Source organism: Myxococcus qinghaiensis (assembly GCF_024198215.1).
Classification (GTDB): domain Bacteria; phylum Myxococcota; class Myxococcia; order Myxococcales; family Myxococcaceae; genus Myxococcus; species Myxococcus qinghaiensis.
The window spans coordinates 107139-125967 of sequence record NZ_JAKCFA010000012.1; the positions used below are offsets into that span (position 1 = coordinate 107139).

Annotated in this window: 16 protein-coding genes; 11 read left to right on the forward strand and 5 right to left on the reverse strand. The window is 68.3% G+C overall.

What is annotated here, in order from left to right:
• Positions 1-9 precede the first annotated feature (9 nt).
• From LZ199_RS23210 to LZ199_RS23230, 5 genes are all read left to right on the forward strand, one after another.
• Positions 10-186 carry a hypothetical protein gene (locus LZ199_RS23210; RefSeq protein ID WP_176433534.1) on the forward strand — a complete coding sequence of 59 codons (177 nt, stop codon included), beginning with the start codon at positions 10-12 and terminating at the stop codon, positions 184-186.
• Between the two features lie 29 nt (positions 187-215).
• Positions 216-620, forward strand: a complete 405-nt coding sequence (gene epsW, locus LZ199_RS23215) for an exopolysaccharide biosynthesis response regulator EpsW (protein ID WP_253995927.1) — start codon at positions 216-218, stop codon at positions 618-620.
• Positions 621-622: 2 nt separating this feature from the next.
• Positions 623-2140 (forward strand): PCP family exopolysaccharide biosynthesis protein EpsV, encoded by a 1518-nt coding sequence (epsV, locus tag LZ199_RS23220; RefSeq protein WP_253996085.1) that lies wholly within the window; start codon positions 623-625, stop codon positions 2138-2140.
• Between the two features lie 23 nt (positions 2141-2163).
• Entirely contained in the window at positions 2164-3372 is a 1209-nt protein-coding gene (gene epsU, locus LZ199_RS23225; RefSeq protein WP_253995928.1) for an exopolysaccharide biosynthesis GT2 family glycosyltransferase EpsU, read from the forward strand.
• Positions 3373-3507: 135 nt separating this feature from the next.
• Complete coding sequence (locus LZ199_RS23230) at positions 3508-4461, forward strand: carboxypeptidase-like regulatory domain-containing protein (RefSeq protein WP_253995929.1); 954 nt, start codon at positions 3508-3510, stop codon at positions 4459-4461.
• Positions 4462-4476: 15 nt separating this feature from the next.
• Here LZ199_RS23230 and LZ199_RS23235 read toward each other — a convergent pair whose 3' ends face one another.
• Positions 4477-5889 carry a serine hydrolase domain-containing protein gene (locus tag LZ199_RS23235; protein ID WP_253995930.1) on the reverse strand — a complete coding sequence of 471 codons (1413 nt, stop codon included), beginning with the start codon at positions 5887-5889 and terminating at the stop codon, positions 4477-4479.
• A gap of 212 nt (positions 5890-6101) precedes the next feature.
• Between LZ199_RS23235 and LZ199_RS23240 the strand changes: the two genes are divergently transcribed.
• A complete protein-coding gene (locus tag LZ199_RS23240; protein ID WP_253995931.1) occupies positions 6102-8300 on the forward strand; it encodes a YfbK domain-containing protein in 2199 nt (732 codons plus the stop codon).
• On the opposite strand, the gene LZ199_RS23245 is transcribed toward LZ199_RS23240, so the two are convergent.
• Positions 8301-9995, reverse strand: coding sequence for a DUF4091 domain-containing protein (locus LZ199_RS23245; protein ID WP_253995932.1), 1695 nt, complete (start codon positions 9993-9995; stop codon positions 8301-8303). It lies immediately after the preceding gene.
• A 227-nt stretch (positions 9996-10222) separates the two neighbouring features.
• On the opposite strand from LZ199_RS23245, the gene LZ199_RS23250 reads away from it, so the two are divergent.
• From LZ199_RS23250 to LZ199_RS23265, 4 genes are all read left to right on the forward strand, one after another.
• Entirely contained in the window at positions 10223-10900 is a 678-nt protein-coding gene (locus LZ199_RS23250; protein WP_253995933.1) for a hypothetical protein, read from the forward strand.
• 85 nt (positions 10901-10985) lie between these two features.
• On the forward strand, positions 10986-11393 hold the full coding sequence (locus tag LZ199_RS23255) for a carboxypeptidase-like regulatory domain-containing protein (protein WP_253995934.1): 408 nt from the start codon (positions 10986-10988) through the stop codon (positions 11391-11393).
• Positions 11394-11498: 105 nt separating this feature from the next.
• A complete protein-coding gene (locus LZ199_RS23260) occupies positions 11499-12083 on the forward strand; it encodes a type IV toxin-antitoxin system AbiEi family antitoxin domain-containing protein (RefSeq protein WP_253995935.1) in 585 nt (194 codons plus the stop codon).
• Positions 12080-12985, forward strand: a complete 906-nt coding sequence (locus LZ199_RS23265; protein WP_253995936.1) for a nucleotidyl transferase AbiEii/AbiGii toxin family protein — start codon at positions 12080-12082, stop codon at positions 12983-12985. The genes LZ199_RS23260 and LZ199_RS23265 overlap by 4 nt, the downstream gene beginning before the upstream one ends.
• Before the next feature lie 8 nt (positions 12986-12993).
• Here LZ199_RS23265 and epsH read toward each other — a convergent pair whose 3' ends face one another.
• The gene (epsH, locus tag LZ199_RS23270) at positions 12994-14301 is read right to left on the reverse strand and encodes an exopolysaccharide biosynthesis glycosyltransferase EpsH (RefSeq protein WP_253995937.1); all 1308 of its coding nucleotides are present in this window, start codon (positions 14299-14301) and stop codon (positions 12994-12996) included.
• Between the two features lie 54 nt (positions 14302-14355).
• Here epsH and wzy point away from each other — a divergent pair, with 54 nt between their 5' ends.
• Positions 14356-15945, forward strand: coding sequence for an exopolysaccharide repeat unit polymerase (gene wzy, locus LZ199_RS23275; RefSeq protein ID WP_253995938.1), 1590 nt, complete (start codon positions 14356-14358; stop codon positions 15943-15945).
• 6 nt (positions 15946-15951) lie between these two features.
• On the opposite strand, the gene mgtE is transcribed toward wzy, so the two are convergent.
• Positions 15952-17271, reverse strand: a complete 1320-nt coding sequence (gene mgtE, locus LZ199_RS23280; RefSeq protein ID WP_253995939.1) for a magnesium transporter — start codon at positions 17269-17271, stop codon at positions 15952-15954.
• 163 nt (positions 17272-17434) lie between these two features.
• The gene (locus LZ199_RS23285) at positions 17435-18490 is read right to left on the reverse strand and encodes a cation diffusion facilitator family transporter (protein ID WP_253995940.1); all 1056 of its coding nucleotides are present in this window, start codon (positions 18488-18490) and stop codon (positions 17435-17437) included.
• Positions 18491-18829 lie beyond the last annotated feature (339 nt).

Consider the following 18829-nt stretch of genomic DNA (forward strand, 5'->3'; position numbering starts at 1 on the left):
GCTGGACCCATGGCGAAGCTCATCCTGATGTCAGTCCTCTTCCTCACCATCACCCTTCCGGCCATCGCGGCGAGGGATGAGAACCCGATGAGGGGACTGAAGAAGGCCATCCTGTGGGTGATCCTCTTCAACGCGGCATACACCTACGGCGTCATCGTCTGGGTGCCACGGCTCGGCTTCGACTGAGCGTGACTGAGAAGAAAGGCTGACGACGGATGGAGCCCCAACTGCACACGGTTCTCCTGGTGGAGGACGCGCCCTTCTTTCGGAAGATGCTGGGCGATTACCTGCGTGCCATGGGATTCAAGAACGTGGTGGAGCTGCCCAATGGCCAGGCCGCGCTCAAGCACCTGGAGGCGGCGGCGCGTCCGGACCTCGTGTGCCTGGACCTGACGCTGCCGGATATCTCCGGCTACGACTTGTGCGAGCACATCCGGCGCAAGAAGGGCATGGAGGACGTGCCGGTGCTGGTGGTGAGCGCGAGGGATTTGCCGGAGGACAAGGCGCACGCCGAGGAGGCGGGAGCCAACAGCTACCTGGGCAAGCCCTTCACGCAGGATGAGTTCTCCCGTCGGGTGGGCCAGCTCCTGAAGAGCGCCGCTGCGAGGAGGACGTCGTGACGATGCCGGCCCCCGGGCCTCGGGGTCCGCAGGCCGTCCCTCCCCGCCCGGCGTATACGCCGGAGCGCGTGGAGACGAACGCGCCCTCGGACCTCATCGACTGGGGCTTCGCGATTGACGCGGTCTTCTTCGTGAAGAACGCGGTGCTGCGTCACTGGTTCCTGGCGCTGGTGGTGATGGCGGCGGTGTCGGGGCTGGCGGCGGGCGTCAGCAAAATCATGCCGCGCAAGTACCACGTCGAAACGCGGATGCTGACGCAACGCAACTTCATCATCGCCTCGCTGGCGAACCCGGGCCGCTCCATTCCGGTGGACGCGGACCAGCCCACGCGCGCGGCGTGGGAGATGGTGATGAAGACGGACAACATCAAGGCCATCGTCCGGGACGCGAAGCTGGTGGAGTACTGGGAGCTGCAGCGCTCGCCCATGAGCAAGCTGAAGGAGACGCTCACGCGCAAGCCGCCTCCGCCCATGTCGGAGGAAGACAAGCACGACGCGCTCACCGCCATGCTGGAGCAGGCCATGCTCGTCATGGTGGAGGGTGGCACGGGCACCGTCACCATCGGCGTGGACTGGAGCGACCCGCAGCTGGCGCTCAACATCGTGGAAGCGGCGCAGAAGAACTTCCTGGAGATGCGGCAGGCGGCGGAGATGGGCGCGGTGTCGGAGGCCATCACCATCCTCGACAAGCAGGTGATTGACGAGGGCGAGGGCATCAAGAAGGCCATCGCGGACCTGGATGCGACGGTGAAGCGCGTGGAGGCCCGGCGCAAGCGCGACGAGGCCAAGGCGGCGACGCGCGGCGGCCGCAACGCGCAGGCCCAGGCGCAGGCGGGGCTGGGCATCAACACCAACCACCTGCTCGCGCAGATGCGGTTCATGGTGCAGACCAAGCGCCGGGCCATCTCCGACGTGGAGGAGTTCCGCGCGCGGCGGCTGACGGAGCTGCGCAACCAGCTGGCGGAGCAGCGGGTCATCTACTCGCCGCAGCACCCGCTCATCACGGATTTGGAGCAGCGCATCGTCGCGCTGACGGAGGACTCGCCGCAGCTGGTGGCGTTGCGCTCGGAGCTCAACGAGCTCATCAACGAGTACATGCGCAGCGGTGGAGACCCGGGCGAGCTGGAGCAGGGGACGACGGGGCCGCTGCTCGGCGCGGCGACGTTCGGCGGGCCGACGACGGCGGACAACCCGGAGGTGTCGGTGGCGGCGGACCGGGTGCGCATGCTGGTGATGCGGCACCAGGAGAAGATGCGGCGGTTGGACCAGGCGAAGACGGAGCTGGAGATTTCGCGCGCGTCGATGAAGCACCGCTTCAGCGTGCTGGCGCCGCCTCAGTTTCCGGAGAAGCCGTCCAAGCCGAAGGTGCAGCTCATCATCGCCGCGGGCGTGGTGGGTGGCATCGCCATGGGCATCTTCGCGGCGGTGGCGCTGGACATCATCCGCAGGCGCATCCTGGAGAAGTGGCAGGTGGAGCGAATCCTGAAGCTCCCGGTGCTGGCGGAGCTGGAGCGGCGCTAGCGCGCGCTTAGGGGGAGAGACTCGTGACGGTGTGGACCTGGGTGGACCTGGCGCTGTGCGTGGCGCTGTTGCCGGTGGCGGTGGCGTGCGGCTACCTGCTGCTGTTGACGCTGCTGTCGTGGCGGCGCGCGGCGCCGGTGCCTCCCGCGCCCACGCGCAAGTTCGACGTGGTGATTCCCTCGCACAACGAGGAGCTGGGCATCGCCCGCACCGTGGCGAACCTGTCCGCGGTGGACTACCCCGCGGCGCTGCGGCGCATCCTCGTCGTGGCGGACAACTGCTCGGACGCCACGGCCCAGAAGGCGCGCGAGGCGGGCGCCACGGTGCTGGAGCGGCACGACACGGAGAAGCGCGGCAAGGGCTATGCGCTCGCGTACGCCTTCGAGTTCAGCCAGAAGGACGGCTTCGCTGACGCCGTCGTCGTGGTGGACGCGGACACGGTGGTGTCCCCCAACCTGCTGCACGCGTACGCGCGGCGGCTCGCGGACGGCGCGCACGCGGCGCAGGCGCACTACGGGGTGATGAACCCGACGGCGTCGTGGCGCACGCGGCTGATGACGATTGCGTTGGGCATGTTCCACAAGGTGCGCTCGCTGGGGCGCGAGGCGATGGGCGTGTCCTGCGGCCTGCGCGGCAACGGCATGTGCTTCACGCACGCGGTGCTGCGCGAGGTGCCGCACGACGCCTTCAGCGTGGTGGAGGACTTGGAGTACGGCATCCGCCTGGGCCGCAAGGGCCACCGCGTGCACTACGCCTGGGAGGCGGAGGTGCAGGGGGAGATGGTCTCCGCGGAGAAGCAGAGCCGCTCGCAACGCCAGCGCTGGGAGGGTGGGCGCAGCCAGATGCGCAAGCTGCACGGCTGGCCGCTCCTGAAGGACGCGCTGAAGCAGCGGAGCGGGCTGCTGTTGGACTTGTCCATGGACGTGCTGGTGCCGCCTTTGAGCCAGTTGGTGCTCGCGGCGGTGGGCAGCGCGGTGGCGGCGTCGGTGCTGGTGTGGCTGTCAGGTGGCACGGCGGTGTGGGCTTCGGCGCTGGCGGGCTTCGGGCTGATGAGCCTGGGCGCGTACGTGCTGCGTGGCTGGTGGGTGTCCGGCGTGGGGCCTCGCGGCCTGTTGGACCTGGCGTGGGCGCCCGTGTACGTGCTGTGGAAGGTGGGGCTGATGTTGCGCGGCCCCGGCGCGGAGAAGCGCGGCGAGTGGGTGCGCACCTCGCGCGAGGCCGAGCGCCCCTGAGCTGCTGTTGATGCGCCGGGCTCCTTGGGGGCCCGGTTCATGCGGAAACCATGATGGAGCCTGGAGCCTCGCGTGCGGTGCGAGGCACGGGCTCTCTGGATGATGGCCACCTCTCGAAACACAGGAGCGGGCCTCGTGAACGCTGTCATTCCCCGGATGCTGTGTGGACTCCTGGGGCTGTTCGGCTCGCAGGCGCTCGCGCAGAGCAGCGCCTTGGTCGGCACGGTCGTCGAGGCACGGAGCCTTCAGCCCATGGCCGACGTGGTCGTCACGGTGACGTCGCCCACGTTCCCGGGTGACCTCGTCGTCCTCACCGATGCCCAGGGCACCTATCGCGTCCCCGAGCTTTCGCCCGGCACGTACACCCTGGTGTTCGAGAAGGAGTCGTACCAGCCCTTCATGCGCGACAACGTGCAACTGCGGCTGAACCGCACCCTCCGCGTCAACATCACGCTGCCGCTCCTCCTCACCGAACCGGTGGAGGTCATCGGCAAGCCACCCCACATCGACGTGGGCGCCCTGAACACGTGCCTCAACGTGAGCGAGGAGTGGGTCAAGTGCCCCGACGCCGCCCGTCCAGTCACTCGCTGCCAGGGCAATGACTCTGGCACGTCCAGGTTCGAGCCCGAGGCCGAGGCCGGGCCCGTGACGAAGGAGCCCTCCGTCAGCGACACGCCCCCTCGGTACAACGTCTCCCCCGCCATGCCCGGGATGTCGATGACGCTGCGACTCCATCCCGTCCCCGGCGCCGAAGGGCCCAAGAGCCCCCGGCGCGGCCCGCCGCTGAGCCGCGCGCGCTTCCTTCTCCAGGCAGCACCGCCGAGTACCTCCGCGAGCCGTGAGGCCCCCTCCTCGAAGCGGCCTCACGCGACCGGCGCCAGGACCGCTTTGAGTCGCTCACAGCAGGCTCACGCGACCTGTCCCAGGACCGCTTTGAGTCGCTCACAGCAGGCTCACGCGACCTGTCCCAGGGCCGCTTCGAGTCGCTCACAGCGGGCTCACGCGACCTGTCCCAGGACCGCTTCGAGTCGCTCACAGCGGGCTCACGTGACCTGCGCCAGGACCGCTTTGAGTCGTTCGCTCCGCTGAAGCCTCGCGACCTCGCTAGTTCGGCTTCTCGCTCACGCGGAGGAGCGACACACGGCCGTCCGGGATGAGCGACACCGAGAAGACATGGGTGTCGGCGCCGAAGCGCACCAGGTACGTGTAGACGCGGTCATCGCCCACCACCTCCCGCTGGGCCAGCACCAGCGGCCCCGCGGGCCCCAGGCGCCTGAGCAGCTCCTTGAAGTGCGGCAGCGCCTGGTCCACGAGCCACTTCGGGGCGTATGCGAAGCGGGCACGGTCCACCGTCCCCGCCCGCACCTCCTCGAGCAACGTCGTGAGCTGGGCGGTGACCTGTGGCTCAGCGTCCTCGATGGGCGCGAGCTTCGGCACAGCGAGCGCGGGGTTGACGAGGGCGGCGATGCCCTCCGCGAATCTGGCGGGGCTGGCCCGGTCCGTGTTGGCCAGCACGATGATGGACAGCGAGTCCCCCAAGAAGCGGGAGTAGATGGCACGGAAGCCCTGCCACGCACCGCCATGCTGATGCAGGGGCTTGCCGTTGCGCTCCAACAGCTGCCAGCCAAAACCATACGGCTGCGTGGCGCCGCTGTTGAGCCGCGCGGGGGACAGGATTTCGCGCCAGCTCTCCTCGCTCAGCAGGGAGCGCTGCTGCACGGCGGCGTCCCACGCCAGCACGTCCTTCAAGGAGAAATAGAGCGCCCCATCTCCCGTGGTGTTGAGGGACTGCGAGACCCAGGTCTGGTGCTTCGGCTCGCCGCCCACCAGCCGATAGCCGGAGGAGCGACGGGGGATGATGTCGTCCTCGCTGATGCCGCGCGCCGTCTTCATGCCCGCGGGCTTGAAGACCTTCTCTCCGAGGACGTCGACGTAGGGCTTCCCCGCGACGCGATTCACCAGGAGGCCCAGGAGGACATAGCCGGAGTTGCTGTAGCTCCACCGCACGCCCGCCGGGAAGTCGAGGGGTAGTGCGTAGATGAACCGGGCGAACTCCTCGTCCGTGTAGTCCTTCCGCTCGTCGATTTGTCCCTCCAGGTCCTGGATGCCGGAGGTGTGATTCAGCAGGTGGCGCACGGTGATGGACGCCCACGCGGCGGGAGCATCCGGGAAGTACTTCGTGAGGGGGGCCGACAGCGAAATCCTGCCCGCCTCCACCTGGGTCATCACCGCCATCGCGGTGAACATCTTCCCCACGGAGCCCGACTGGAAGAGCGTGTCCGGCCCCACCGGGACGCGGTGCTCCAGGTTCGCGGAGCCATAGCCCTTCGCCAGCACGACGCGCCCATGCTGCACCACTCCCACCGCAAGCCCCACCACGCCCTGCCGCTTCTGCTCCGCGCGGACGAATGCGTCGATTCGCTCACGCAGCGAGCCCTGGGCCACCGCGGGCCCCGCCGTGAGCAGCCCACAGAGGAAGACGACGAACGCCGGGAAAGACCGCGAGCGACTCCGCATGAGAGCTCCTGCCGCCGAGAGGACGCCGCAACAGAGCATCCACGGCATCACCCGTGAAGCCTCGAAAAGGACACCCGGACAGGTCCTTGCCGCGTGAGGGTTGGTTGGAATGCCCCATGACCAAACGATGACGAAGCCACGAGGCGCGTGTGCGGTTCGCGAGGCGCGGCTCACGGACGATGGCCGCCTCTCGAAGCACCGAGGTGGACGTCATGAAGCTCTTCAATCGCGGGGCGCTGTATGGCCTCTTGCTGCTGTTCGCCCTGCCCGCGGTGGCACAGGCGGCCACGGGCACGCTCATTGGCACGGTCATCGACTCACGCAGTCAAAAGCCCGTCGTTGACGTGGAGGTGACCGCGACCTCGCCGCAGCGGCCGGGCTCGTGGACGACGAAGACCAACACCTGGGGCAGCTACCGGATGACCCTGCTGCCTCCGGGCGTCTACACACTGCGCTTCGTGGGCAAGCAGTTCCATCCCGGCATCCGGCACCAGGTTCGCGTCAAGGCAGGGCGCATCCACCGTGCCGACGTGAGCCTGCTCCCCGAGGACTCTCGCGGCGAAGGCGTGGAGGTCGTCAGCACGGCACCTCCCGGCGCACGGCAAATCATCGACGTGAGCAGCACGATGACGGGCGTCAATGTGGACCAGGAGTTCATCAAGCGCATCGCCGTCGCTCGGCCCGGAGGACGGGGCGGCGTCTCTCGCACCTATGATTCCCTCGCGGGCACGAGCAACAACGAGGAGTACGGAGTCCCCGTCGCCACCCCCGGTCCCATCTCCCCCAACATCCCGAACACCAGCTACGGCATCGGCCCCGCCGGCCTCGTCGAGTCCCGCCGCGCCTATGGCGTCAACGGCCCACCGCCAGGCTCGTTTGTCAGCCACGCTTCCGACCCAGCGCCTCCGGCGGCCACGCCCGTCGCCCTCCCCGTTCCGCACAGCCCGGCGCCCGAGGCCCCCGCGCCCCTCGTCCCACCGAACGGCGACCGGTTCCTCGACATGTACTTCAAGGGCCACGGGGTGAATCCCACGGTGAACACCGAGGAGGAGCGCTTCTCCACCTTCTCCGTCGACACGGACACGGCCTCGTACACGTTGACGCGCGCGTACCTGGAGCGACAGGCCCTTCCGGACGAGCAGGGCGTGCGCGTGGAGGAGTTCGTCAACACGTTCGACTACGGCTACGCGGACGCGCAGGACGCGCCGTTCGGCATCCACGTAGAAGGTTTTCCCTCTCCCGTGCGCAAGGGCTACCAGGTGGTGCGTATCGGCGTGAAGGCTCGCGAGGTGAGCGACGCACAGCGCAAGCCGAGCCACCTCGTCTTCGTCATCGACGTGTCCGGCTCGATGAACCTGGAGAACCGGCTCGGGCTGGTGAAGCGCGCGCTGCGGATGCTGGTGGAGGAACTGGATGAGCGGGACTTCGTGTCCATCGTCGTCTACGGCTCCCAGGCCCGTCAGGTGCTCTCGCCCACGAGCGCGACGCAGCAGGACCGCCTGCTCGCGGCCATCGACGGGCTCTACAGCGAGGGCTCCACCAACGCGCAGGAGGGCCTGGAGCTGGGCTATCGAATCGCCTCGGAGCACCGGATGAAGGGAGGCATCAACCGCGGCATCCTCTGCTCGGACGGCGTGGCCAACGTGGGCGTCTCCGACGCGGACGGCATCTGGGCGAAGGTGAAGGACTTCGCCGCGCAAGGCATCACCCTGTCCACGGTGGGCTTCGGCATGGGCAACTACAACGACGCGCTGATGGAGCGCCTGTCCCACGTCGGTGAGGGCAACTACGCCTACGTGGATGGACTGAAGGAGGCCCACCGCATCTTCGTGCAGAACCTCACCGGCACGCTCCAGGTGGTGGCCAAGGACGTGAAGCTCCAGGTGGAGTTCGACCCGAAGGATGTGTCCCTCTACAGGCTGCTCGGCTACGAGAACCGGATGCTCACGAAGCAGGCGTTCCGCGATGACCGCGTGGACGCGGGCGAAGTGGGCGCGGGCCACGCCGTCACCGCGCTCTACGAAGTCAAGTTGCGCGAGGGCGCGACGCAGGTGGGCACGCTGCGCATCCGCTACAAGACGCCGGAGGGCGGAGACTCGAAGGAGCTGGAGACAAAGCTGCCCGTCACCGCGCTGCGAGCCGACTATGCCCTGGCCAGGTCGACGACACGCCTGGCCTATGTGGCGGCGGCCTTCGCGGAGAAGCTCCGAGGCTCCTACTGGACGCGTCCGCTGACGTACGCCTCGCTGCTGGAGCTGTGGCAAGGCGTGGCCCTGAAGGAGCGACAGGACGTGAGCGAGCTGGGTGACCTCATCCGCAAGGCGGCGGCGATTGACCAGCGGCAGGACCGCTTCGAGTCACTCGCCCCCTTGAAGAGCATGGACTACGACCAGGCGCCCCCGGTGCTCTAGTCAGTGCCCTCGTGCGCGCAGCTCCAGGTAGCGGCGGATGAGCTTGAGACGGGCGCGCTCGAACAGCGCCCCGTCGTCGGGGATGGCCCACGCGTGGGGGATGAGCTGCTCGGCGACCTGTCTCGCGAACGCGGGGTCTCCTGCGTCACTCACCCGCTTCAGCCACTCGTAGTCCTGGAGGCCCTGGCGGATGAGCTTCAGCCGGATGGACGGCAGCGGCACGTCCGTGGTGCCTCCGATGATGGACGTCAGCCCCGGATAGAAGAGCGTGCCGTCGCCGTTGCCGTTGAAACGGAACTGCGTGGTCCACGCCGTGGAGAGCAGCCCCACCGTCTGGTAGTACAGCTCGCCGGTGGCGCCCATGCGGAAGGTCAGCCACTGCATGCCCCGCGCCTTCGCCGCCGAGCGGTCCACCATGTACGAGGGCCAGCCCTGCCCCGGCTGGTTCTCCGGAGGCGGTGGCTCGCCTTCCACACAGCCGTGGCTCATGCAACTCTGGTACAGCCACAGCTCACGGTTCGGCCGGGCCAGGAAGCCGTCGTACTTCGGCCGCTGGTTGCCCTCGTACGGGGGCTGCGTCCCGTCGATGAAGTTCACCAGGACGCTGAGGATGTCGATGTCCTCGATGAGCCCGTGTGACTCCGTCTCCGTCACGGTGGCGGTGAGGAACGTGCGCAGGTCCGGCGCCACCGAGCGCGTGAGTCGAGCCCGCTCGGCGACGGCCTCCCACGTCGTTCCATAGGGCGGCTCGTCGCCCACGTAGTCGAAGGAGCGGCGCAGCCAGCCTCGGGCGCGGGCCTCGTCCTGGAAGTCCGCGAGGTCCGGCGCGGTGGCGGGCCCGAGGTACTGGAGGCTCGTCATGCGCGCACCGCGCAGCGGGTTGGGCGCCGAGCCGTCGAGGAACGGGCCCCAGCGTTCATCGAAGGTGTCGTAGTCGGGCAGGTCCCACGTGGGCTGTTCGGGGAGCCGGGGGAACGCGCTCGCCAGGGTGAACCGGTGGGACAGCGCGAGCCGGTGGAACTGCTTGAGCAGGTGCACCTGCGTGTCCACGGGGCAGCTCGGGTTGCCGGTGAAGGCGCGGCAGACGTGGGGCGGCCACAAGAGGAAGGCCGTGCGCAGGGGGGACGTGCTGGCCAGGGTGGCGTCCACCACGGTGACGCGGACCTTCAGGTACTCGCGGAAGCCCTGGCCCGACACCTCGACGAGGCCGAGGTAGTGCCCGGGGCGTGCACTCTCAGGCACGCGCACATCCACCCAGACGGCGCGAGCCTCCTGGGCGGGGACGTCGAACGGGAAGGCCGAGCGCTGCTCGCCGACGACCTCGTCCACGTCGGGAATCAGCCCGTCCGGCCAGCGCCCCGGCTCGTCGGGCGGGGTGGGCCGGGTGATATCCAGGAGGGCCTCGCGGTAGAGGAGGATGTTCGCCCCGTCGATGCGGCGCAGGCCGTTCCACAGGGCCGGCAGGCGGACGCGGACGCCCTTGAGGCCCGACACGCCGCCGTGCAGGCCCACCTGGAAGGAGAGGTATTCGTTCCGGGCGCCGACCAGCTCGACCTCGCGTTCGACCCGAGGCGGCGTCTGGGGCCGTATCTTCACCATGGCGCTCTCGGCCCAGACCGGACCGGGGCGGGGATGGGCGGCGGAGACACCGGACCACAGCAGCGACAGGATGGACGCCAGGATGGGCAAGCGCATGGGACGGAAGGCTAGTGAGTCCCCGTCATCCGGTTGGAGTCGGTCCGAGCGGAAGGTCGGCTTTCGCACGGTGCGGCTGGCGCGAGGGTCGGGTGTTCCTGGCGTGGATCCGCCGCGCCGCGTCGGCAACCATGACGGAACCATGATGAAGCCGGGGGGCTCGTGGGGAGATCATCTCGGGGAGCTTCCAGTTGAGGGTGTCCACTCGATGCTTCGAGGTTGACCACGTGAAGTCCGTCCTTCGTGGAGTGCTGTGTGGACTCGTGTGGATGGTGGCGCCGGCTGCCTGGGCGCAGGCCGAGGATGTCCCCGTCGAGCGGAGTCAGGGGCCCGTCACGGACGTGACGTTGATTGTCAACGAGGGAGCACGGGCGGGTGAAGCGCGCACCCGGCCCACGGTGACGAGGAGCCCGAGCCGTCCCGTGGTGGAGCTCGATGCGGGGCGAGCCACCGGGCCCATCGAGACACTGGAGGTGGGGAGCAGCGGGCCGACGGTCGACGTGGGCTCCATCACGACGGGTGTCCAGGTGGACCAGGAGTTCCTCCGGCGCATCGCGATGGTGGGCACAGGGGTGCCCATCCGCATGGGGGCCGAGACGGAGGAGCGGATCAACGACGTCCCGGAGTTCGTCGACGTCATGAGCCTGCGCAACGCACCGCTCATCAGCCTGCGCACGTCGCGGGTGCCTGCGTCGGAGGTGATGCAGAGCCCGCGGTCCGACGCATCGGGCCCTGGAGTTCAAGGGTCAGCCTCGCGGCTTTCAGTCGCTGGCGGAGCTGGCGCCAGGGACGCCCGAGCAGCGCCTCCTCGACCTCGTGGAGGAGCACGCCTCACGGACGTCGATGTCGAGCATCACGAAGCGCTGAAGCGAAGCGATGCGCCTGGAGTCATGCGGAAACCGTGATGCGGTGACGAGCCGGTCGTGAGGCTCGGGGGCGGGCGCGGTCGGGAACATGGACACCTCGCTCGCGAGTCCGTCCGAGGTTTCCATGATGAAGCTCATCGCGCCCTATCTCTTGTGCATGTTGGTGATGTGGGTCGCAGTGCCGATGTTGTCGAGAGCGGAGAGTCTCGAGCGACCGCCACCCGGCGTGTTCATCGGGACTGTCATCGGCGTGAAGAGCCGCGAGCCCGTCCCGGACGTAGCGGTCATCGCGACCTCGGCGAACTTCATCGGTGAGTTCTCAGCGGTGACGGACGAGCAGGGACGTTATCGCCTGCCCCTTCTGCCCGCGGGCACGTACACGCTGCGGTTCGAGCACCCGGACTTCAACACCTACGCCCGCGCGGACATCCTGCTGCGCTCCAACCACACCGTGCGCGTCAAGGTGGAGCTGCTGGAGCTGCCACCCCCACCGCCCCCGGACCCGGTCATCGTGAAGCAGACCCGGAAGTGACCCGAGGCGCAGGCCCGTTCCGCACGAAACTCAAAGGACATTTTAGTTTCGTGCGGGCTTCCTGCCGACCTTGCACGAAACTCAAATCAGGTTTTAGTTTCGTGCATGGCTCGCAAGCGCGCCCGGACGCCGGACTGGAATCGGCTCTTCGACTTCGCCCTGGGACAGGCGGGCCTCTTCACGACGAAGCAGGCGGCGGAGGCGGGCTATTCGCCACAGCTCCTCGTGCACTATGTGCGCATCGGCAAGGTCGTCCGAATCCGGAGAGGGGTGTACCGGCTGGTGCACTATCCTCTCGCCCAGGATGAAGCGCTCGTCACCGTCTGGCTCTGGTCTGAGCAGCAGGGCGTCTTCTCTCACGAGACGGCACTCTCCCTGCATCAGCTCTCCGACGTGCTACCGAATCGAATCCACCTGACCTTGCCCGCGGACTGGAAACACCGCCGCTTCCGAGTTCCTCCAGGCGTCGTGCTCCACCACGCCGATGTCACCAGGGCGGAGCGCTCCCGGCCCGCCGCGATTCCGGTGACCTCGCCGCTTCGCACCTTGCAGGACTGCGCCCGCGCGCAGCTCTCACCGGAGCTGCTGCATCAAGCCATCTCCCAGGCCCTCGACCGAGGGCTCATCCGCAAGTCCGACGTCGCGCGAATCCAGGACGCCACTTCACCGACAGGACGCCGGAAGAGATGAGCACCCGCCGCTACCTGACGGGCGGCGCCTTCAAGAATGCTCTCGAGCAACGACTGAGGAGGTCCTCGAAACACGGGGATGACTTCAGCCGTCGGCGCCAGCTCCTTGTCTTCCATCGATTTCTCGCGCGCGCCGCTCAGTCCTTCGGCGATGCCGTCACCTTGAAGGGAGGATTGGTGCTGGAGCTGCGGCTCGAACGAGCACGCACGACGCGCGACGTGGACTTGCGCCTCACGGGAAGCCCGAAAGACCTCCTCTCACGCCTCAAACAAGCAGGGCAGCTCGACCTCGGCGACTTCATGCGCTTCGAGTTGCGGCTCGACCCGAGCCATCCCGAAATCCAGACCGAGGGCCTGCGGTATGACGGACGGCGCTTCCGAGCCGAGTGCCGAATCGAACGTGAGCTGTTCGGCCAGCCCTTCGGCGTCGACGTGGCCTTCGGAGACCCGCTGGTTGGAGAGCCCGATATCCTCGACGCGGAGGACGCGCTGGGCTTCGCGGGCATCCCTCCACCCCGGCTCCGCCTCTATCCCCTCGAGACGCATCTCGCGGAGAAGCTCCACGCCTATACCCTGCCGCGCGCGCGCCCCAACACCCGGGTGAAGGACCTCCCGGACCTGGCGCTGCTCGGGACGGTGAGGGCCATCGAAGCGAGCCGCCTGCGTGCGGCCTTCACTCGGACCTTCACCTTCCGGAAGACGCACTCCCTGCCCTTCTTCCTGCCATCCCCTCCCACGGGGTGGCGCGGGCCCTACCGCGCCATGGCCGAGCAGGACGACCTTCCCTGGAAGACCTTGGAGGTGCTCGGCGATGCGGTGCGCGGCTTCCTGGACCCCGTCCTCCTGGAGGACCACGACGCCACCTGGAGCCCCCAGGCCTGGGCCTGGAGGCACCGGAAGTGACACACGCCTCAGTCCGCCAGCGGCATGCCCCAGTCCGGCTTCTCGCGCTCCCTCATCACCCAGCGGTACACCTCCACCACCTGCTCCGCCTTCGCCTTCCAAGTGAAGTACTTGAAGATGCGCTCCCGCGCCCGCTCACCCATGGGGCGGATGACGGACGGGTCCGCCACCAGCTTCGTCAGCACCTCGCGCACCCTCGCCACGATTTCCTCCGGCGTGCCGATGGGCACCGCGAACCCCGTGGCCGGACTCACAATCTCCCCCGGGCCGCCGTAGTCCATCACGATGGGCACCAACCCCAGCGCCATCGCCTCGCACACCACCGCGCCGCCGAACTCGCGCACGCTCGGGAAGCCGAACACGTGGTTCTTCGACAGCCGCCCCTGCAGCTCCTGATGCTTCACCCACCCGGCGAACGTCACCCCGGACTCGATGCCCTCCCGCGCCGCCTGCGCCTTGAGGTTCGGCATCTCCTGCCCGTCGCCGATGTACTCCAGCACCACCTTGCCCTCACGGATGAGCGGCGCCGCCGCCTCCATCAGCATGGCCATGCCCTTGTACGGCACGAAGCGCCCCACGAACGCCACCCTCAAGGGCAGCTCCACCTTCCCCTCCGACTTCGACGTGCCGAAGCGCTTCGGGTCGATGGCGTTCTCCGGCACGTACACCGTCTTGTCCTGCCACGTGTCCGCCACCTGCCCCCGCGTCGCCCGCGAGCCGGTGATGATGGCCGCCGCGTTCTCCCGCGTGGACTTGTAGAAGGGCATCAGCTTGTACGCGTCCCGCACGTAGCTCAGCCACTCCTTCTCCCGCCGACGCGCCCCACCAAAGCCCTTGGGCCACGGCAACCCGCCGTTGAGCGGCCCCATCACGAAGGGCACCCCCGCCGCCTTGCAACGCCGCGCCAGGGTGCTCGGCGTCGTGGGGCTGATGGGCGTGTAGCGGTGCACCAGGTCGAACTCCTTCGCCTTGATGCGCGCGCCGAAGCGCTGCCACAGCACCTCCTCGAAGTAGTAGTACGGCAGCACGCTCAACGCCGTCGCCGTCGTCCAGCCCACCCCCGCCGTGCCCCGCAAGAGCTGCCCCACCTTGTCGAGCGGCTTCTCCACCGGCGTGGAGTCCAGCGCGGTGAACTGGGAGCCCTCCTGCACCCCCTGCTTCAGGATGTTCTCCCGGTTGCGCACGTGGGTGACGAGGTGCACGTCCGCCACCTCGGCCAGCGCGCGGTAGAGCGACCAGCCTTCCAGCGGGACACTCACCCAGTCGGGGTTGCACAGCTCGGCAATCAGAAGGACGCGTGGTCTGGGAGCAGGCATACGTGAGGCTTCATCTATCCCAACCGGCCCTCCAGATGTAGCCTCCACCGCGTCGTGACGTACGCCCCGGACCGCCCCTCCTACCTGCGCTTCGTGGCGCTGCTTGGCTTCCTGGTGCTCGCCACCGTGGGAGGGGCCCTCCTTCACCCTGTGGTCGCTTTGGCCCCAGCCCTGCTGGTGGGCGTCGTCTGGCTGATTCTCAAAGTCCCGGTCCGCTACCCGGTCCTCATTGTCACCTACCTGGTCCTCGCCGTGGACTACGTCCCCGAGCGCCCCCAGTCCGGCTTCTGGCCCTCACCGCTCCACCCCCTGGGTGAGCTGCTCTTCGCCCAGCTCAGCTACATCACCAAGATTGGCGCCCTGCGCTTCCCCCTGGTCGACGTGCTCATCGTCGGCCTCTTGGGGCTGGCGATGTACCGGCGGGTGACGAAGTCGAAAATCGACCCGCCCGCGCTGCCCATGCCCCGGCCGCTCATCGCCGTGGTGACGCTGTCCCTCATCGCCATCCTCTTCATGGAGGTGCGCGGGGTGATGCGCGGCGGGGACTTCAAGAACTCGCTGTGGCAGTGGCACCAGGCCGCGATGATGCCGTTCATCGTCGCCATGTATCACTATGCGATGCGCGGGCCGGAGGACTGGCCCATCTTCGCGCGCGCTGTCATCGCCGCGGGGCTGACCAAGGCCGCCATCAGCGTCTACTTCGGCGCCATCGTCGTGCCCTCCATGGGCGTCTTCGTCGAGTACACCACGTGTCACTCGGACTCGATGACGTTCAACTTCGCCCTGCTGGTGGCGACGATGCGCTTCCTGGAGAAGCCCAAGGGCGCTCACGCGCTGCGCGGGCTGCTCCTCATGCTCTGCATCTTCATGGGCATGATGTACAACGACCGGCGGCTCGCCTACGTCAGCTTCGTGGGCTGTCTCATGGCCGGCTACCTCATCACCCCGTGGCCCCCCATCAAGCGCACCTTCACGCGCGGCATGGTGCTGCTGGCCCCGCTGATGGTCGTCTACTTCGCGGTGGGGTGGAACGCGCGCGGCGGCGCCTTCGCGCCCGTGCACAAGGTCCGCTCGCTCATCGACGGTGAGGGTGGCGAAGGCAACCTGGACTACCGCGATATCGAGAACCTGGACGTCATCGCGACGTGGACCCAGTTCCCGCTGCTCGGCACCGGCTACGGCCATGAGTTCCTGGAGCCGATTCCGCTGCCCAACATCGCCTTCGTGTTTCCCCAGTACCGCTACCACCCGCACAACTCCCTGTTGGGGTTGTTCGCCTTCGGGGGAATGGTCGGCTACACGGGCGTGTGGATGTACCTGGTGGTGACCATCTACCTCGCGGTGCGCTCCTACCATCGCTCGAACGTCGCCGAGCACCGCACCGCCGCCATGGTCATCGTCGGCGCCCTCGTCTGCTACATCAATCAGGTGTTCGGAGACATGGGCATCATCTCGTACATCTGCACGTTCCTTACGTCGATATGCGTGGTGACGTCGGGGAAGCTCGCCGTGGCCACCGGCGCGTGGCCCATGCCGAGCAGCGCGCTGTTGCCCAGCACCCCCGCCCTCCCCGAGCCGCCCCCGGGCGTCATCGTCTACGAGAACCCGGACGACGCGGCGCCCGCGCTGGCGAAGCGGAGCTGACGGCCGCTACAGCAGCGTGCCGCGCAGGAGCAGCTCCGCGGTGGTGAAGTAGATGACCAGGCCGCTGACATCCACCAGCGTGGCGACGAAGGGCGCGGAGGCGCTCGCCGGGTCGAAGCCAAGCCGACGCAGGATGAACGGCAGCATGGCCCCGGACAGCGTCCCCCACGTCACCACGCCCAGCACGGACAAGCCCACCGTCAGCGCCACTCGCCCGGCGTGCTCGCCGTAGCTGTGGAACAGGTGCTGCCAGAGCGTGATTCGCAGGAAGCCCACCGTGCCGAGCACCGCGCCCAGCACCAGGCCGGACAGGAGCTCCCGCCGCAGCACGCGCCACCAGTCGCGCAGCCGCACCTCCGTCAGCGCGAGCGAGCGGATGATGAGCGTGGTGGCCTGACTGCCCGAGTTGCCGCCCGAGGAGATGATGAGCGGCACGAAGAGGCTGAGCACCACGGCGCGCGCGATTTCGTCCTGGTACTTGGACATGGCGGTGGCGGTGAGCATCTCCGACACGAAGAGCACCAGCAGCCAGCCGGCGCGCTTGCGCACCATGGCGAAGAAGCCCACCTCGAAGTAGGGCGCGTCGAGCGCCTCCATGCCGCCCACCTTCTGGATGTCCTCGGTGGCCTCCTCCTGGACGACGCTGACGATGTCGTCCACGGTGACGATGCCCTTCATCCGTCCCTGCGCGTCCACCACGGGAATGGCCGACAGGCCGTGCTCCGCGAACAGGTGGCTCACGCCCTCCTGGTGGGCATCCTCCTTCACGGTGACGAGGTCGGTGCGCATGATGTCGCGCACCGTCTTCCCAGGCGCGGCCTGGAAGAGCTGGCGCAGGGAGACCACGCCCAAGAGGTGCTGCTCGGAGTCCAGGACGTAGGCGGAGTAGATGGTCTCCACCTGCTCGCGGGCCTGCCGGCGCAGGTAGCCGAGCGCCTCGTCGATGCCCAGCTCCGGACGCACGCGCACGAAGCGCGGGTTCATCAAGCCGCCAGCGGCGTCCTCGGCGTAGGCCAGGAGCACCAGCACCTCGCGGCGGGAGGTGTCGTCCAGCAGGGCGAGGAAGGCCCCGTGCTCCTCGGCGGGGAGGCGCTGGATGACGTCCGCGGCGTCGTCCGGGGGCAGCACGCGCATCCAGTGGCGTCGCTCGCCGGGGGCGAGGGCCTGGAGGAGCCCGGCCTGGTCGTTGGTGGAGAGCGAGAGGAAGAAGTCGTCAGCGCTCGCCGGAGGCAGGAGCCGGAAGCCCTCCACCCTGTCCCGGGGCGCGAGCACGGGCCACGCGTCGCGCAGCTCGTCCTCGTGGATGGGGTCCGACTCGGGGGCCACGGCTCGCCTCCCTGCTCGCGCGGACGGGAACCCGGCCTCGCACCAGGGACGCGTTCAAGCACGGCCCCCGAGGTGGGGACACCTCAAACGCGGGATGGCGGACATCCGCGCGCCCGAGTGTGAGCCTCAACGCACGGGCCCTGTCCACGTGACGTCGGTGCCTTCAGGTCCCTCGGGCGGCCACCACGCCGGGCGCCGCCTGGGCCGTGCCAGGCGCGGCGGCGAGGTGCTCCAGCTCCAGGTCGATGTGCTTCGCCTCGGGGATGGCCTGACGGATGTCGGCCTCGATGGCATCGACCTCCTCGCTGAGCGAGCGAATCAGGTGGGCGGCGACGTCCTGGAGCGCCAGGGAGCGCTGCGCTCCGGCGATGGGCATGTTGGAGGGGATGGCCTCGGCCAGCCGCGTGGCGACGAAGGACTCGCTGAAGCGCACCTCCGCCTTGAAGGTGAAGGCCTCTGGAGTGAGCTGACGCGTCTTCACGTCATGGATGTCCGCGACGCTGCCGCGCGCCCGGACGATTTCCACGAAGCGGCGCTCGACGTCTTCGGGCACCGCTCGCCCCAGGAGCAGCGAGCGGTTCGCCACCATGAGGTAGATGGCGATGAGGCCCAGCAGGAGGCCCACGGTGAGCGAGGCCAGCGCGTCCCAGATGGGATTGCCCGTGACGTACGCCAGCCCGATGCCGGCCGTGGCCAGCACCAGGCCGAGCACCGCGGCGCCGTCCTCCAGGAGGATGGCCACGGCGGCGGGGTCGGCCTTCTCTCGCACGTAGCGCCCGAAGGGCATTCCAGCGGCGGCCTTGCGCATGCCGCGCACGGCGAAGAGGAGCACTCCGCCCTCGATGAGGAACGACAGGCCGAGCACGCCGAAGACGACGGGGCCCAGCTCCGCCGGGTGCGGATGCAGGAGGGACTGGAGGCCGTGGTAGACGGTGACGCCACAGCCGACGAAGAAGATGCCGGACGCGGAGAGGATGCCGAAGATGAAGCGCTCTCCGCCGTAGCCGTAGTGGAAGTCCTGGTCGCGCTCGCGAGCGGCGCGCTTGAGGCCCAGGAACAGCAGCACCTGGTTGCCCGTGTCAGCGGCCGAGTGGATGGCCTCCGACAACATCGCCCCCGAGCCGGACAGCAGGAACGCGGCGAACTTCACGACGGTGACGAGCAGGTTTCCGCTCAACGCGACGAGGACGGCGGTGACGGACGAAGCGGGGGCGGCCATGGTTCCTGACGGTGCGGAGGGGGGCGCAACCTACCATGCGAGGATCCTCTCCCCGGACGGAAGGACCCGAGGTCAAGGCGCGCACGAGCTAGAACCGAGAGGGCTGGAGATCCGCGGAACCTCGCCGGATCCGTGAAGCCAGTTCGGTCGTTTCACTCAGGTCACTTCAGCGCCACGGTTGAGCACCTGACTGCAATCAACTCCAGAGATGCGGCGACTGCCCCGTGGCCCTGGAGCCGCCCCCAAAGAAGTCAGAATCCATTCAATCTAATGGAAAATAGCCATGAATTGTGGCGATGAGACGCCTCGACGTTAGATTCCATTCGAGCGGATGGATTT

Excerpts from the sequence above, each read along its gene's own strand:
- LZ199_RS23265 (WP_253995936.1), top strand. The coding sequence starts at position 12,080 with ATGAGCACCCGCCGCTACCTGACGGGCGGCGCCTTCAAGAATGCTCTC.
- LZ199_RS23260 (WP_253995935.1), top strand. The coding sequence starts at position 11,499 with ATGGCTCGCAAGCGCGCCCGGACGCCGGACTGGAATCGGCTCTTCGAC.
- LZ199_RS23285 (WP_253995940.1), bottom strand. The coding sequence starts at position 18,490 with ATGGCCGCCCCCGCTTCGTCCGTCACCGCCGTCCTCGTCGCGTTGAGC.
- LZ199_RS23235 (WP_253995930.1), bottom strand. The coding sequence starts at position 5,889 with ATGCGGAGTCGCTCGCGGTCTTTCCCGGCGTTCGTCGTCTTCCTCTGT.
- epsV (WP_253996085.1), top strand. The coding sequence starts at position 623 with ATGCCGGCCCCCGGGCCTCGGGGTCCGCAGGCCGTCCCTCCCCGCCCG.
- LZ199_RS23240 (WP_253995931.1), top strand. The coding sequence starts at position 6,102 with ATGAAGCTCTTCAATCGCGGGGCGCTGTATGGCCTCTTGCTGCTGTTC.
- LZ199_RS23255 (WP_253995934.1), top strand. The coding sequence starts at position 10,986 with ATGATGAAGCTCATCGCGCCCTATCTCTTGTGCATGTTGGTGATGTGG.
- LZ199_RS23245 (WP_253995932.1), bottom strand. The coding sequence starts at position 9,995 with ATGCGCTTGCCCATCCTGGCGTCCATCCTGTCGCTGCTGTGGTCCGGT.
- LZ199_RS23210 (WP_176433534.1), top strand. The coding sequence starts at position 10 with ATGGCGAAGCTCATCCTGATGTCAGTCCTCTTCCTCACCATCACCCTT.
- epsW (WP_253995927.1), top strand. The coding sequence starts at position 216 with ATGGAGCCCCAACTGCACACGGTTCTCCTGGTGGAGGACGCGCCCTTC.
- epsH (WP_253995937.1), bottom strand. The coding sequence starts at position 14,301 with ATGCCTGCTCCCAGACCACGCGTCCTTCTGATTGCCGAGCTGTGCAAC.